This is a genomic window from Serratia quinivorans, assembly GCF_052113645.1.
In the GTDB taxonomy this organism is placed as follows: Bacteria; Pseudomonadota; Gammaproteobacteria; order Enterobacterales; family Enterobacteriaceae; genus Serratia; species Serratia quinivorans_B.
On the sequence record NZ_JBIEIU010000011.1, the window covers coordinates 102,723 to 117,310 of the forward strand.

Sequence of the window (14,588 nt, forward strand, 5' to 3'; positions counted from 1 at the left end):
TTATTTTTTCTTTACCAGCACGCAAATCGAGTGCGCAGCCTGGTGCCAGGCGGGTAAAACCGCCTGCGAATCTTCCTGAGTAAAGGGAGCGACAAGCTGCCAATCGCCGGCAGGCAACGTCATCTCCAGCGCCTGCTGCGTGGCGTTCACCACCACCAGCCAACGTTGTGACAGACGGATCTGCAACTGCAGTGAACCCTGCTCCCACTCTTGCGCGCCGAGAGGTTGCCCCTGCGCGTTCAGCCACTGCACGCTGCCGTCACCCTCCTGCCACCAGCGGTCTTGCTGCAAGGCAGGGATTTGCTGACGCAAACGGATCAGTGCTGCGGTGTAATCGGTGAGAGCGTCATCCGCCGTGGCCCAGTCGAGCCAGGTGATAGCGTTGTCCTGACAATAGGCATTGTTGTTGCCCTGCTGGCTGTGTCCATGCTCATCGCCGGCCAGCAGCATCGGCGTACCCTGGGACAGCAACAACGTAGCGAGCAACGCTCGCCGGCTGGCCCTGCGGCGTTGCACAATGACGTCGTCGGCAATCGGGCCTTCAACGCCGTGGTTGTTGCTAAAGTTACGGTCGCTGCCGTCACGGTTACCTTCACCGTTCAGTTGGTTGTGCTTGTGGTTGTAACTGACCAAATCCTGCAGGGTAAACCCGTCATGAGCGGTCAGCATGTTGATGCTGGCGTACGGCGCACGCCCGCGTTGGTTAAACAGCTCACTGGAGGCCGCGAAACGTTGGGCGAACTGGCCCAGCGATACCCCGTCCTGCAGCCAGAAACGGCGCATGTCGTCCCGATAATGGTCGTTCCACTCGGCGAAACGCCCAGGAAATTCACCCACCTGATAACCGCCAGGGCCAATATCCCACGGCTCGGCGATCAGCTTGCAACGCGACAGCAGGTCATCCGCCAGCATCGCCTGGAACAGCGGCGCGTCGCGATCGAATGCCGGTGTCCGGCCAAGCACGCTGCCCAAATCGAAGCGAAAACCGTCAACGTGGCATTCGTCCACCCAGAAGCGCAGGCAGTCCATCACCCAGGCCACGTCCTGCGGCTGATCCAATCGCAGCGTGTTGCCGCAGCCGGTATCGTTCACATAGCTACCGTCGGGGGTGAGCCAGTAATAGCCCGGATTATCGATGCCACGCAGCGACAGCGTTGGCCCGTCCATATCCAGCTCGGCGCTGTGGTTGAACACCACATCGAGGATCACCTCAATGCCGGCCTTATGCAGCGCCTTGACCGCATCACGGAACTCACGCAACGGCGTCGTGTCGGTACGCAGGCTGGAGTAACGGTTATCCGGCGCATAAGGTGCCAGCACGTTATAGCCCCAATAATTAATCAGCCCGAGCCGCTGCAGACGCGGCTCCGAACTGTGCTGCTGCACCGGCAACAACTCCAGCGCCGTGATACCGAGCCGCTTGAAATAGGCGATCATCACCGGATGGCCCAGTGCGGCAAAACTGCCGCGCAGCACCTGCGGGATCTCCGGGTGTTGCAAGGTCAGGCCGCGCACATGCGCTTCGTAGATCACCGTTTTGCCCCACGGCGTGGCCGGCGGGCGGTCATCCTGCCAATCGTAGGCTTCGTCGATCACCACGCATTTGGGCATCAACTCGGCGCTGTCATGCTTATCCGGCTGGTCATAACCCCCATGCAGGTACGGATCGTCGGCCACCGGCCCTTCTACCGCGCGAGCCGCGGGATCCAGCAGCAGTTTGTGGGGGTTAAAACGCAGCCCCCGAGCAGGATCAAACGGGCCATGCACCCGGTAACCGTAACGCTGGCCCGGTTTGCCGCCCGGCAAATAACCGTGCCAGATATCACCGCTACGCGCCGTCAACGGCAGCCGAACCTCCCGTTGTTGTTCGTCAAACAGGCACAGCTCCACCCCCGAGGCATGGGCGGAATACAGGCTAAAGTTGATGCCATTACCGTCATAGTGCGCCCCGAGAGGCGCGGCGATACCGGGCGTCAGCTCAGTCATTGCACCTCCCGCAGCAGGTAAATGGTCGCCAACGGCGGAACGGTCACGCTAATCGAATGCTCGCGGCCGTGGTTGCCTATCGGCTCGGACACCACGCGGCCCTGATTGCCGGTATTGCTGCCGTGATAATGATGCGAGTCGGTATTGAGGATTTCCCGGTATTCGCCGGCGCGGGAAATGCCGATGCGATAATGGTGGCGCGGCACCGGGGTAAAATTACTGACGGCAATCAGTTCATTACCTTGAGAGTCGTAACGGGCAAAGGCAAACACCGAGTTGTCGTGGTCGTCCACCACCAGCCACTCAAAGCCGTCCGGGCGGTAGTCGCGCTCATACAACGGCGCCTGCTGCTGATAGCAATGGTTAAGATCGCGCACCAGCCGCTGTACGCCGTGGTGCCAGCCGTCCAGCCCTTCCAGCAGATGCCAGTCGAGACTGCTGTCGAAATTCCACTCGCGCCCCTGGGCAAACTCGCAGCCCATAAACAGCAGTTTCTTGCCCGGGTGCGCCCACATAAAGCCGTAGTAAGCGCGCAGGTTGGCAAACTTCTGCCAGGCATCGCCGGGCATGCGATCGAGCACCGATTTTTTGCCGTGCACCACTTCGTCATGAGAAATCGGCAGCACAAAGTTCTCGGTGTAGGCGTACAACATGCCGAAAGTCATCTGATTGTGATGATATTTACGGTGCACCGGGTCGCATTGCATGTAATTGAGCGTGTCGTGCATCCACCCCAGGTTCCATTTGTAATGGAACCCCAGGCCATTGGATTCCGGCGGTAACGTCACGCCGGGATAGTCCGTGGACTCTTCCGCCAGGGTTACCGCACCGGGCCGCTCCTTGCCGACGGTCTGGTTGGTGTAACGCAGGAAGGCGATGGCCTCCAGGTTCTCGTTGCCGCCGTAGTAATTGGGTACCCATTCGCCGTCGGCGCGGCTGTAGTCGCGGTAGATCATCGAAGCCACCGCATCGACACGCAGCGCGTCTATGCCATAGCGTTCCAGCCAGTAAAGGGCATTGCCCGCCAAATAGTTGCGAACCTCGTTACGGCCATAGTTATAGATCAGGGTATTCCAGTCCTGATGGAAACCTTCGCGCGGGTCCGCGTATTCATACAGCGCGGTACCGTCGAAGTTCGCCAGGCCATAGGCGTCGCTGGGAAAATGCCCCGGCACCCAGTCCAGGATCACGTTGATACCGGCCTGATGCGCGGCTGCCACAAACGCCTTGAAGTCGGCCGGGGTGCCGAAACGCCGGGTCGGCGCGTACAGCCCTAACGGCTGATAACCCCAACTGCCGTCAAACGGGTGTTCGTTAATCGGCAACAGCTCGATATGGGTGAACCCCATGTCTTTAACGTAATCAATCAGCTGCACGGCCAATTCACCGTAGCTGAGCCAGAAATTATCGTCGGTGTGGCGCCGCCACGAGCCAAGATGCACTTCGTAGATAGAAATCGGCCGGTCAAAATCATTGGCACGCTGCCGTTCCGCGGTGTTTTCTACCACCTCAGGCAACGGAGTGACCAACGACGCGGTGTCCGGCCGCATTTGCGCCTCAAAAGCATAAGGGTCGGCCTTCAGTTGGGTGTTGCCATAGCAGTCGATAATTTCGTATTTGTACAGCTGCCCGGTCTTCACCCCCGGCAGGAACAGCTCCCAAATACCATTCTCACGACGCAGGCGCATCGGATGGCGACGCCCGTCCCAGAAGTTAAACTCCCCCACCACTGAAACTCGCTGGGCATTCGGTGCCCAGACGGCAAAGCTGACGCCTTCGACATCATCCAGCGTGGCGAGATGCGCGCCCAGCCGTTCATAAGGGCGTAAATGGGTCCCTTCGGCCAACAGCCAGCTGTCGATATCCTGCAGCAAGGTGCCGAAACGGTAGGGATCGTCGACGATCTGCTGGTGATCGTGCCAGCGCACTTCAAATTGATAGCGGAACGGGGTTTTACGGCGCGGCACCGTAGCACTGAAAAAACCGCGCACATCATCACAATTGAGCTGCACCAGTCGGCGGCCGGTTTGCTGATCCAGCAGCCAGACTTCGCTGGCGTCAGGCAACAGCGCGCGCACCTGCAGGCCGTTATCGGCCGCATGCATGCCCAGCAGGGAAAAGGGGTCGGCAGAGTTGCCGGAGAAAAGCTGATCAATCACGTCACGATCGGGAAGTACAGGCATAGTCTTCTTCCTAAGATTAAGAGCATGATTTATAAGAGGCCGCGCGACCCATCGCCTGTCAGGTTACCGCCAAGTGGGCTGCACCTTGAGATACGCAGGGCGTAACGCTTAATCCATAGCCGTTTTGGTTATCATGCAATTCATTCGGTATCTAAAGCGTGATTGCGGTCGGTTATTGATCAACTCTCAGCTTCCCGGCCCAAATTCCGCTCTTTATGCTTATTTTTAGCGCTGATGAAAATTTATCCGCCAGCCCTTTAAGCATAGCTAATGTCGGTTAAAAACATTGCCGCATTACCAGGAAAAAACTTCATTAAGAAAACGGCCAGCCCGACAGCGTCTTTGCGCTGCTGCCCGCATGGAGGAGTGCTGATGACTTGTGTGCTTTTCCCTCTTCGCAGCGACTTAGTCCATAACGCGCCAAAACGGAGATAAAGGAAGGAAACAAGGCTTTTGGGGGCTGAAAGAGGTCAGCCCCCGGGAAGTACAGATCAGGTTACAGCAGAATACTGACTTATGCTTCAATCCCTTAGCCTAAAAGACCCAACCTCTCACACGTGCAAATTGGGTACAATAAAGGGTACAGGTAAAACAGAGTATCCCTTTTCCAGCTAACGTCTGAAACCACCGGCTATCGCCTCACGCGCTGCCATTTGGTAGCCGTTGTGATAACTCACTGAGCCTATCACAGTCTTCGCTGGTGGATCATCAGCTCCAACGCCAGCAGGTCAAACTCGATTATTTGCATTGGATACAGGCTACGCCTCTCTGCCTCCATCAGCACGACTCTACGCGAAGCCTCTTTTTAAGCAAAACAGTACATAGGAGAGCTATAGACGTAAAAAAGGATCTCAAGAAGATCCTTTTGGATTCAACGAATCCATCATCATTTCATCGACAGTAACTTTTCATAATCAGGATAGATACGAGGAATTTCGTCACTGCTACCATCTGGGTACGTTGCCATCCAATTACCAAGTTTATCCGGTGGCTCCAACGTCACAACCTTAGCGAAATGAACTATCGGTTCAATGAGAATCTTTTGCGTATCATGAAGGCGGAAACGTCTACGCCACTTTTCAAGCCCGGTATCCCCCCCGAAAAACTTCAGACTGATATCATCATCAGCAAAATGGGTCACCATCGGGAAAAAATCAGTTTTTAAATCAAGATCGCCACTGGCATCTTTAGCCCTTCCTGTCCCGTAGCCGTCACTGAGTCCATAATCACCAAAATCAAAGATATAGCTGGTTTCAATAACCTTTTTATCCTTCACCAGAGGATTGCTATCCGCGATCTTAAAGCTGACGCGGAGAGAGTTAAGCTGCCACTGACACGGGCCGCCGCCGTCAATGGCGATATTCTGCTGCCAGAGATCACCGCTACCCTGCGGGCTGAACGCCTGTTTAAAACCGTTAAAGCCGGGGATCTCATAGGCTTCATTACTCGAATTATAGTCTTTGCTCTTACACCGTTCGGAGCGGTAAAGCATCTGCATCGGCAGCAGCGTAATACCCTCAGGCACCCTGACGGCCACCGTCACCCGCCGCGCATTATCCGGCGGTAACAGCGTCTGATCCGTATGACTGTCGCATCCTGAAAGCAGGACGACAACAGGCAAAAAAACGGCGATTTTAGATAGAAAATTCAACTTCTTCCTCCGTTACCGCCGCAAAGCGGATCAGGGCATTATTTCCGGTTTCCTCTGCCTGTGTCCGGCGCAGCGCAACCGGCAGCATGTCCTGGAGCGCAATGAACTGCCGGTTACGCTCAACCTCATCTGGGTTGCCATGCCCGGAGGCCCCCGCATCAATCTCTCGGATGAACCGCTCACGCATCTCCTTTCTGCCCATCGGCAGGGCGGGATTAGCCAGCTCAAGGACCTGATTATGGATATAGGGCAGGTAGCGGTGCGCCATCGAATGGCTGCGCGGATCGGTGCCGAGGCCATCCAGCGTGGGGTTGGTGTTCTTCGGAAAGGTCTTTTCCAGACTGGCCGGGTTCAGACACTGAATAAACGCCGCCTGATGCTCGCCGGTCGCTTTCAGACACTCATCGTTCAGGGAGGGAACCAGATACAGTTTTACGGCCACAAAATGACGGGCGTAAACCTGACCGTCGATCGGGCTCTTCTGGTACGGGCTGGCAAGCTTCATTGAGCACTGCTGCGCCCGGAAAAAAACCACCGTATTACCGTGATGCCAGTAGGGATCTTTTTTCAGCCGTATCCCCATTTTTAACTCCAGGTCTTTCTGCCAGAGAGAGACCGGCAGGCCGGCTACCGACGTCGCTAGCCAGTTAAAGCCCAGCTTGTCGCCCAGCGGCCCCAGCGTCTGATAGAACAGATTATCCATATCCGTTTCCAGCGGCACCTGTGGCACGGTATCGTTATCATTGACGTGCCGGTAGTGGGTAATGCTCTCCAGAGACGGCATCGCCGCGCGGGTAAACGTGCGCGGCATCCCGTAGGTGTACAGCACGGGCTGACTGTCTTTCATCTCGGCGGCATACAGCAGTGCCAGAGAACCGCCCAGACTGTGGCCGCAAACAAATAAAGATTTCTGTTTTTTGATTGCCGCTTTTATAGCATCAAACGCATCCTCAAACTTCCGTTTAGCCAGCTCATAGGCTTCCAGAAAACCGCCGTGAATATTACCCGCACCGGCAAACTCCGGCAGGCACTTCTTCGGCCCGAATGAGGCATCCGTCAGGGCATTCAAAAGGCTGTCTGTTCCGCACCACGCAACCAGCACATGAGTACCGCACTCGACCGTAAAAAAGCGGCTATCCCCTTCCGATGGCTCACTGTCCTTTGTATTCAGATACAACCGTGCCAGATAACGATCGCGGAAAGGCACGTCCACCGCCAGCGTGTGAAAGTAAGACGGATACTCGGCAAACTGAGGGATGCAGGACAGGTCCAGACACTTTTCCCGGAAAAAATAATCGATGGCCGGGTTCCTGGCTTCCACTGAATAGGCAAGGTCGGCCATGATGCCGAGGTTCAGCCCGTTGGCGAGGTCATACTCTTTCGTATCATGCAGGTCCAGCACCCACGCCCGGAACGGGCAGATCTCGATAACGTGCCGCTTATCCAGTGCTTCCCGTACTATCTCTGTGCCTTTCAGTGACCGTCCCGGTGGAAAATGAAACTTCGGCGGCTCCGGCTCAGTCCAGCCCTCGATCTCCGGCAGCCGGTCGCAAAGCTCGCCGATGGTCACATAGTGATGGATGTATCCGGCAGTCTCGGCTTTTTCCTGCACGTCTGAGCGCCATTTGGGGTCGCGGGTTTCCGGCCGGAACATGTTGTTACTCACCGGCTGGCTGTTCGGGTTGCGCCGCAGGCCCAGCGGGCGTTTTTCCATCTCGTCCGCCAACGGCTGGGCGTCGGTCTTCACGTCAACCGCTATCCAGTACAGGTCGTCGAAGCGCACCACGCCCTGACCGTCGGTCACGCCCGCCGGAGGATTGGGCGGCGGCGTCGGATTGTAGTCGTGGCCGAATTTTCGCCACATCTCCACATCCCTCGCTGACGCTAGCGGATGGTACTCCAGCCTCACGTTCAGCCCGGTAACCGGGGTATTGTTTTCATCCACGAACTGGAGTTCAAGCCAGTATTTATGCTGTTCGCCGCGACACATGACGGTCTTGTATTTGGGGTTGAGACTGGTGACACAGGTGTTGTCGCCAATAATTTCCATGCTAACTCCCTGTACTTTAAAGGGGGGGTAACGCCTCCCCATATCCTTAATCTGAACGCGAAATGAATCACCAGCATAAAATATGAGCGTTTATTATCCACATAAAAATTATGTTTTTGTGGCATTGAGCCATACACGCCTTTGCACTACTCTGCCAGGTTGGGGCGACTTTTTGCCGGCTGAGAAGCCACTACGCCAGTGCGAACGACGTTTAGGGGTGCACCTTGCGGCACGATTTTGAGGATGGCTTGACCCTTTATGTTTGTCGCAATCCCACCACCGGAAAAGCTTTATCGATAATGATTATCCTGCAGGTGTTAGCGATGCTTCTTACTCCCTGATACACACAAAAAAGCCCGCAAAATGCGGGCCATCTAGTTTTTTTGCGCTTTGGCGATGTCTCTTGCGCTGTAGGTAAATACCCTACAGCAGGATGCGCAACATGCGGCGCAGCGGTTCGGCCGCGCCCCACAGCAGCTGGTCACCTACGGTGAACGCAGACAGGTATTCCGGCCCCATATTCAGCTTGCGCAGGCGACCGACTGGCGTATTCAGCGTCCCGGTAACCGCTGCCGGCGTCAGTTCACGCATGGTCAGTTCGCGGTCGTTCGGGATCACTCGCACCCAATCATTGTGGGTCGCCAGCATCTGTTCGATTTCCGGCAGTGAAACGTCTTTTTTCAGCTTCAGGGTGAATGCCTGGCTATGGCAACGTAACGCGCCAACGCGCACGCACAGGCCATCGACTGGGATCACGCTGCTGCTGTTCAGGATTTTGTTGGTTTCCGCCTGGCCTTTCCACTCTTCGCGGCTCTGGCCGTTGTCGAGCTGTTTGTCGATCCACGGGATCAGACTGCCGGCCAGCGGCACGCCGAAGTTATCGGTAGGCAGTTTGCCGCTGCGGGTGGCCGCAGTGACTTTACGTTCGATGTCCAAAATGGCCGATGCCGGATCCTGCAGCTCTTTCGCCACGTCGGCGTGCAGCATACCCATTTGGGTCAGCAGTTCGCGCATATGACGTGCACCACCGCCGGAAGCCGCCTGATAGGTCGAGACGGACGCCCACTCCACCAGGTTATTGGCGAACAGGCCGCCCAGTGACATCAGCATCAGGCTGACGGTGCAGTTGCCGCCGACAAAGGTCTTGATGCCTTTATCCAGGCCCTGCTGGATCACGTCGCGGTTGACCGGATCCAGAATGATAATCGCGTCATCCTGCATGCGCAGAGAAGAGGCGGCATCAATCCAGTAGCCCTGCCAGCCGGTTTCACGCAGCTTCGGATAAATTTCGTTGGTATAATCGCCGCCCTGGCAGGTAATAATAATGTCGAGCGCGCTCAGCGCATCAACATCGTAAGCATCTTGCAGCGTGCCCTGCTGGCCGCCAAATGCCGGCGCCGCAGAACCGTGCTGCGAAGTGGAGAAAAATACCGGGCGAATGGCATCGAAATCGCGCTCTTCCGTCATGCGTTGCATGAGTACGGAGCCGACCATTCCGCGCCAACCGATGAAACCAACGTTTTTCATATGACTGTCCTGCCTTGGAGGATGACTGCTATAAGTTGTGTGCACTGTCTCTCCACCTTACAAAATGTCAGCGCAGGCGCAAAGTGAATTTATTCGATGGGTGAGCGATTCTCAGCAATCCTTCTTATATACCCCGTCGTCTTTCAAGCCATAGGGTATGGGTTATTACGTGGGTCGGGATGGCCGACACGTTTTTTCAGATTCAGAGGTAATGATGACAGAGATGATTTCCGTCACGGTGTTGCTGTTTTTAATCATGGATCCGCTGGGCAATTTGCCGATTTTCATGTCGGTACTCAAACACCTGGAACCGCGTCGCCGCCGAGTGGTGGTGATCCGCGAACTGCTGATCGCCCTGCTGCTGATGCTGATTTTCCTGTTTGCCGGCGAGAAAATTTTGGCGTTCCTCAACCTGCGCACCGAGACCGTGTCCATTTCCGGCGGGATTATTTTGTTTCTGATCGCCATCAAGATGATTTTCCCTACGCAGGAGGGTAACAACAGCGGGCTGTCTGCCGGGGAAGAACCTTTCCTGGTGCCACTGGCGATCCCGCTGGTCGCCGGGCCTTCGATTCTGGCGGCGCTGATGCTGCTGTCGCACCAGTATCCGAACCAGATTTCGCATCTGGTGGTGGCGCTGCTGATTGCCTGGGGGATTTCGGCCGCCATCCTGTTGATGTCGGACCTGTTCCTGCGCCTGCTGGGCAGTAAAGGCGTGAGCGCGCTGGAAAGGCTGATGGGGCTGATTCTGGTGATGCTGTCGACCCAGATGTTCCTGGACGGCGTGCGGGCTTACATGAAGCTGTAGTGAAAATACTGGCGCCTGTACGGCGCCGGCTTATAGCGGCAGCCCGGATTACTCGGCGGCAACGCGCCGAATATAGGCGAGGGTGTCGGCGACCACGCCATCCAGCGGCTGATCAATCTCAATCGCCTGCACATCCTGCTCCTGCACGCCCGGCTCTTCCAGCGTCGCGAATTGGGAAACCAGCATCTGCGGCTTGAAAAAATGGCCTTTGCGCTGCTTCAAACGCTCTTCAATCACCGCCTTGTCACCCTTCAGATAGATGAAATGCAGGTTGCGATTGCCTTCACGCAGGCGGTCGCGATAGCTTTTTTTCAACGCCGAGCACACCAACAGGGAAACGTCGTTGGTACGTTCCATGGCAAAGATGGCGTCATTCAATGCGGCCAACCAGGGAGCGCGATCGTTATCGTCCAGCGCATGCCCGGCGGCCATTTTGTTGATGTTGGCACGTGGGTGCAGGTAGTCTCCGTCCAGCATGGCGGCATTGGCTTCATGGGCTACGGCGCTGGCTACGGCAGATTTTCCGCTGCCTGAAACGCCCATCAAAATAAAGACGTGGTGCTGTGGATTACTCATAATGTCATGCCCTTATGGAGTCAGATGTACGTTCTGGCAACGGGTTACGTCGCCTGCGCCATCAAATGCGCCCCAAACTCAAAATAATGTCCGACACCCCGCGGGGTGCCGGATAACCTCGCCATTCCCTCTGCCTTTCCAGTGACAGCTCGACCTGAAAGGCGACAGGGAAGTTAAACGACCGTCGCCAGCAGCAAACAGCCTACCAGGCCGCAGACTGAGATGATGGTTTCCAGCACCGACCAGGATTTGATGGTTTCCATGATGCTCAGGTTGAAATACTCCTTGAACAGCCAGAAACCCGGATCGTTGACGTGAGAGAAAATCACGCTGCCCGAACCGACCGCAATCACCATCAGCTCAGGGCTGACGCCGGTGGTGGCGATCAACGGGGCAACGATACCGCCGGCGGTGATCGCCGCCACGGTTGCGGAGCCCAACGCCAGGCGCAGCGCGGCGGCAATCGACCAGGCCATCAGGATAGGCGATACGTTACTGCCTTCCATCAGAGCGGCAATGTATTTCTCTACGCCGCTGTCGACCAGCACCTGTTTGAACGCCCCGCCACCCCCGATGATCAACAGCATCATGGCGATAATTTTGATGGAGTCGGTGATGGTCCCCATCACTTCATCCATGGTGCGACCACGGTTCAGACCAAAGGTGAAGATTGCGATCAGCACGGCAATCAGCGTCGCCATCACCGGATCGCCGAAGAACTCGGCAAAGCGCAGCAGGCTATGGCCCTTCGGCAGCACCATTTCCGCTACCGCACGCAGCGCCATCAGGATCACCGGCACCAAAGAGGTGGCAACGCTGATGCCGAAACTTGGCATTTCTTCTTCGGTGAAGATTTTTGGGTTATACAGGCCTTCAGGTACCGGCTTGTCGATACCTTTCAGGAAGCGGGCATAAACCGGGCCGGCCAGGATCACCGTCGGGATGGCCAGCAGCGTGCCGTACAGCAGGGTTTTACCCATGTCGGCATGGAAGATGGTGGCGATCGCCGTTGGGCCTGGGTGCGGCGGCAGGAAACCGTGGGTCACCGACAGCGCAGCCGCCATCGGCACGCCGACATACAGCAAAGGCACGCGCGCAGAAGCGGCGATACTGAAGACCAGCGGCAGCAGCAGCACGAAGCCAACTTCATAGAACAGGGCAAAGCCGACGGTAAAACCGGTCAGCACCACCGCCCATTGAATGTATTTTTGGCCGAACTTTTCGATAAGCGTGGTGGCGATGCGCTGGGCACCGCCGCAGTCCGCCAGCAGCTTGCCGAGCATGGCACCGAAGCCCATGATCAGCGCCAGGCTGCCCAAGGTGCCGCCCACGCCAGCCTTGATGGAGCCGATCACTTTATCGACTGGCATCCCCTGAGCGATACCTACCGCCAGAGCAACCAGAACCAGAGAGATAAAGCCGTTCAGCTTAAAGCGGATCATCAGCAGCAACAGCAGCGCGACGCCGCCTGCAACAATCACTAATGGCATAATTTTTCTCCAACCTTTTTATCGCAGACTCTCTTTACGATAGGTCGTAAAGCGCGCGTTTGTTGTATTTTTAGGCTCTTCCCGGTGTTAGAAGACGAGCAGTAGGTGGTGCTGAGTCAAGGGTTCTATTCCTCCCTGTAGCGGCCCTACCGCGCCGCCACAAGGTCATTGACCTCATTGTTACCGGTATCATGATACCGGTAACAACGGGAGTGTCGGAACCGGGTAACGGGCTAAAATTCACGTTCTGGGATAGAGATCAAACTTATGGGGGTAACGCGCGGTGGGCTTACAGATGAATAGCAAAACGCGCCAGGCGGCGCGCTTTTAAAATTAAAATTGCTGAAACAATGAGTTAAACGCGATCAGATGCTGCCACCGGGGATCACGGTGAAACCGACGTCGACCATGCGCGGGCTGACCGTTTCACCCCGCAGACGCGCCAACAGGCGTTCGGCCCCGATCTGCCCCATGCGTTCACGCGGCGTCAGGACGCTCGCCAGTTTTGGCACCATCACCTGGCCGATATCGTGGCCGTGGAAACCGGCAATCGCCATATCATTGGGGATCGACAGGCCTTGGCGCTGGCACTCGAAGGTGGCGCCAATCGCCAGGTCATCGTTGGTGCAGAAAATACTGTCAATCTGCGGATAATCGCGCTGTGCCTGACGCAGCAGTTCGCCGCCGGCGGAATAGGACGACGAACGGGCGGTCATGACGCTGTACGGCTCCAGACCGGATTCGCGCATCGCCTGTTCATAGCCCTGCTGTTTGATAATGGTACGTTCATCCTGACGCGCCCCGAAATACACCACGTGGCGATGACCGTGCGCGATGATTTGCTGAGTCATCTGACGCGCCGCCTCAAAGTTATTGAAGCCCACAGCCAGATCGATACAGGGTGAAACGCAGTCCATCAGCTCCACCACCGGGATCCCCGCCACCTCAATCATCTTCATGGTGCGCGGCGTATGGTGGCGCTCAGACAGGATCAGCCCATCAATGTTGTACGACAGCAGCGAGGTCAGGCGCTGTTCTTCACGCTCCGGCAAATAGCCGTAGTGCGCCAGCATGGTCTGGTAATTGTGCGCATCGGTGACGCTCTCGATGCCGCGCAGCACTTCGGCGAACACCTGGTTGGTCAACGACGGCAGCAACACGCCAATGGCACGACTGGTGGAGTTGGAAAGGATATCCGGCGCACGGTTGGGAATGTAGCCCAGCTCATCAAGCGCGACGGCAATTTTTTGCTGCAAGATGGCAGAAACCTGCTCGGGATTACGCAGATAACGGCTCACCGTCATCTTGGTAACGCCAACCTTGTCTGCGACATCTTGAAGTACCGGCCGTTTTTTCTTCATTATCAATGAACTGGCTAACCGTGAATGGGCGCTCATTTTAGCAAAAAAAAACCGCTGCCGATATTGTTGGTTATGGGGGGCACAATGCAAAAAGGGCTCACTGTGTGAGCCCTCCATATTTACCGCTTAATCAGACCGGCGGCAGATCGAACAGCAGAATTTCACTGTCTTCATCGGCATGAATCGACAGCGCCGTTTCATCCCACACCGCGAACGCATCGCTGGTGCCGGCCTGCTGACCGTTAACCACCACTTTGCCGCGTACCACCTGGATCCAGACGCGACGCCCGGCTTCAATCGGGCATTCTGCCTGTTCGCCTTGCTTCAACGCCCAGCGGGACAACGTCATGTCCTGGAACACTTTCAGCGAGCCTTCGCGCGCATCCGGCGACAGCACCAGTTGGCGGCCCTGCGGCGCATCGAACATGCGCTGCTCATAGCGTGGCTCCAGCCCGACCTGATTGGGAATGATCCAAATCTGGTACAGGTGCAACGGACGATCGTTGTTGCCGTTGTACTCGGAGTGACGCACCCCGGTGCCGGCACTCATGATCTGGAACTCACCGGCCTGGATCTGCTCTTTATTGCCCATGCTGTCCTGATGTTCTACCGTGCCGCTCAGCACGTAGGTCAGGATTTCCATGTCTTTATGCGGATGAGTACCAAAGCCCTGCCCTGCGTCGATCATATCTTCGTTGATCACTCGCAGCGCCGAGAACCCCATAAAATCAGCATCGTAATAGTTGGCAAAGGAGAAGGTATGCCAGCTATCCAGCCAACCATGGTTGGCATGACCGCGATCTTCTGCCTTACGTAAATAAATCATATTCAACTCTCCTCAATGTTTTTTACAGTCTAGTCCTGGCAGCAGAATATGAAAGCGTAAAAAACTCATCCCTCTGTTCAAAAATTTAGATGGAGTTGCAAAGCCATTGGCAGGGAATTTGTTGAAGGCG

The 14,588-nt window shown here is 56.3% G+C and carries 10 protein-coding genes; 1 reads left to right on the forward strand and 9 read right to left on the reverse strand.

Annotated features, from left to right (window positions below):
* The 5 genes from glgX to asd form a co-directional block, all read right to left on the reverse strand.
* The gene (gene glgX, locus ACGS9J_RS19445; protein ID WP_442232425.1) at window positions 1–1,986 is read right to left on the reverse strand and encodes a glycogen debranching protein GlgX; all 1,986 of its coding nucleotides are present in this window, start codon (window positions 1,984–1,986) and stop codon (window positions 1–3) included.
* The gene (gene glgB / locus ACGS9J_RS19450; protein ID WP_442232426.1) at window positions 1,983–4,169 is read right to left on the reverse strand and encodes a 1,4-alpha-glucan branching protein GlgB; all 2,187 of its coding nucleotides are present in this window, start codon (window positions 4,167–4,169) and stop codon (window positions 1,983–1,985) included. The genes glgX and glgB overlap by 4 nt, the downstream gene beginning before the upstream one ends.
* A gap of 886 nt (window positions 4,170–5,055) precedes the next feature.
* Window positions 5,056–5,820, reverse strand: coding sequence for a hypothetical protein (locus ACGS9J_RS19455; RefSeq protein ID WP_442232427.1), 765 nt, complete (start codon window positions 5,818–5,820; stop codon window positions 5,056–5,058).
* Window positions 5,804–7,870 carry a lipase family protein gene (locus ACGS9J_RS19460; protein WP_442232428.1) on the reverse strand — a complete coding sequence of 689 codons (2,067 nt, stop codon included), beginning with the start codon at window positions 7,868–7,870 and terminating at the stop codon, window positions 5,804–5,806. The genes ACGS9J_RS19455 and ACGS9J_RS19460 overlap by 17 nt, the downstream gene beginning before the upstream one ends.
* 423 nt (window positions 7,871–8,293) lie before the next feature.
* On the reverse strand, window positions 8,294–9,397 hold the full coding sequence (asd, locus tag ACGS9J_RS19465; protein WP_442232429.1) for an aspartate-semialdehyde dehydrogenase: 1,104 nt from the start codon (window positions 9,395–9,397) through the stop codon (window positions 8,294–8,296).
* Between the two features lie 214 nt (window positions 9,398–9,611).
* Here asd and ACGS9J_RS19470 point away from each other — a divergent pair, with 214 nt between their 5' ends.
* Entirely contained in the window at window positions 9,612–10,205 is a 594-nt protein-coding gene (locus tag ACGS9J_RS19470; protein WP_442232524.1) for a YhgN family NAAT transporter, read from the forward strand.
* Between the two features lie 48 nt (window positions 10,206–10,253).
* Here ACGS9J_RS19470 and gntK read toward each other — a convergent pair whose 3' ends face one another.
* From gntK to ACGS9J_RS19490, 4 genes are all read right to left on the reverse strand, one after another.
* Complete coding sequence (gene gntK, locus ACGS9J_RS19475) at window positions 10,254–10,781, reverse strand: gluconokinase (protein WP_442232430.1); 528 nt, start codon at window positions 10,779–10,781, stop codon at window positions 10,254–10,256.
* 173 nt (window positions 10,782–10,954) lie between these two features.
* Window positions 10,955–12,271, reverse strand: a complete 1,317-nt coding sequence (gene gntT / locus ACGS9J_RS19480) for a gluconate transporter (RefSeq protein WP_046372451.1) — start codon at window positions 12,269–12,271, stop codon at window positions 10,955–10,957.
* 365 nt (window positions 12,272–12,636) lie between these two features.
* On the reverse strand, window positions 12,637–13,632 hold the full coding sequence (gene gntR, locus ACGS9J_RS19485; protein WP_442232431.1) for a gluconate operon transcriptional repressor GntR: 996 nt from the start codon (window positions 13,630–13,632) through the stop codon (window positions 12,637–12,639).
* A gap of 130 nt (window positions 13,633–13,762) precedes the next feature.
* On the reverse strand, window positions 13,763–14,458 hold the full coding sequence (locus ACGS9J_RS19490) for a pirin family protein (RefSeq protein WP_442232432.1): 696 nt from the start codon (window positions 14,456–14,458) through the stop codon (window positions 13,763–13,765).
* Between the last annotated feature and the right edge of the window lie 130 nt (window positions 14,459–14,588).

Bases quoted from the DNA above. Each gene is read 5' to 3' on its own strand.
- glgX (WP_442232425.1), bottom strand. From the start codon at position 1,986: ATGACTGAGCTGACGCCCGGTATCGCCGCGCCTCTCGGGGCGCACTAT.
- glgB (WP_442232426.1), bottom strand. From the start codon at position 4,169: ATGCCTGTACTTCCCGATCGTGACGTGATTGATCAGCTTTTCTCCGGC.
- ACGS9J_RS19460 (WP_442232428.1), bottom strand. From the start codon at position 7,870: ATGGAAATTATTGGCGACAACACCTGTGTCACCAGTCTCAACCCCAAA.
- asd (WP_442232429.1), bottom strand. From the start codon at position 9,397: ATGAAAAACGTTGGTTTCATCGGTTGGCGCGGAATGGTCGGCTCCGTA.
- ACGS9J_RS19470 (WP_442232524.1), top strand. From the start codon at position 9,612: ATGACAGAGATGATTTCCGTCACGGTGTTGCTGTTTTTAATCATGGAT.
- gntK (WP_442232430.1), bottom strand. From the start codon at position 10,781: ATGAGTAATCCACAGCACCACGTCTTTATTTTGATGGGCGTTTCAGGC.
- gntT (WP_046372451.1), bottom strand. From the start codon at position 12,271: ATGCCATTAGTGATTGTTGCAGGCGGCGTCGCGCTGCTGTTGCTGCTG.
- gntR (WP_442232431.1), bottom strand. From the start codon at position 13,632: ATGAAGAAAAAACGGCCGGTACTTCAAGATGTCGCAGACAAGGTTGGC.
- ACGS9J_RS19490 (WP_442232432.1), bottom strand. From the start codon at position 14,458: ATGATTTATTTACGTAAGGCAGAAGATCGCGGTCATGCCAACCATGGT.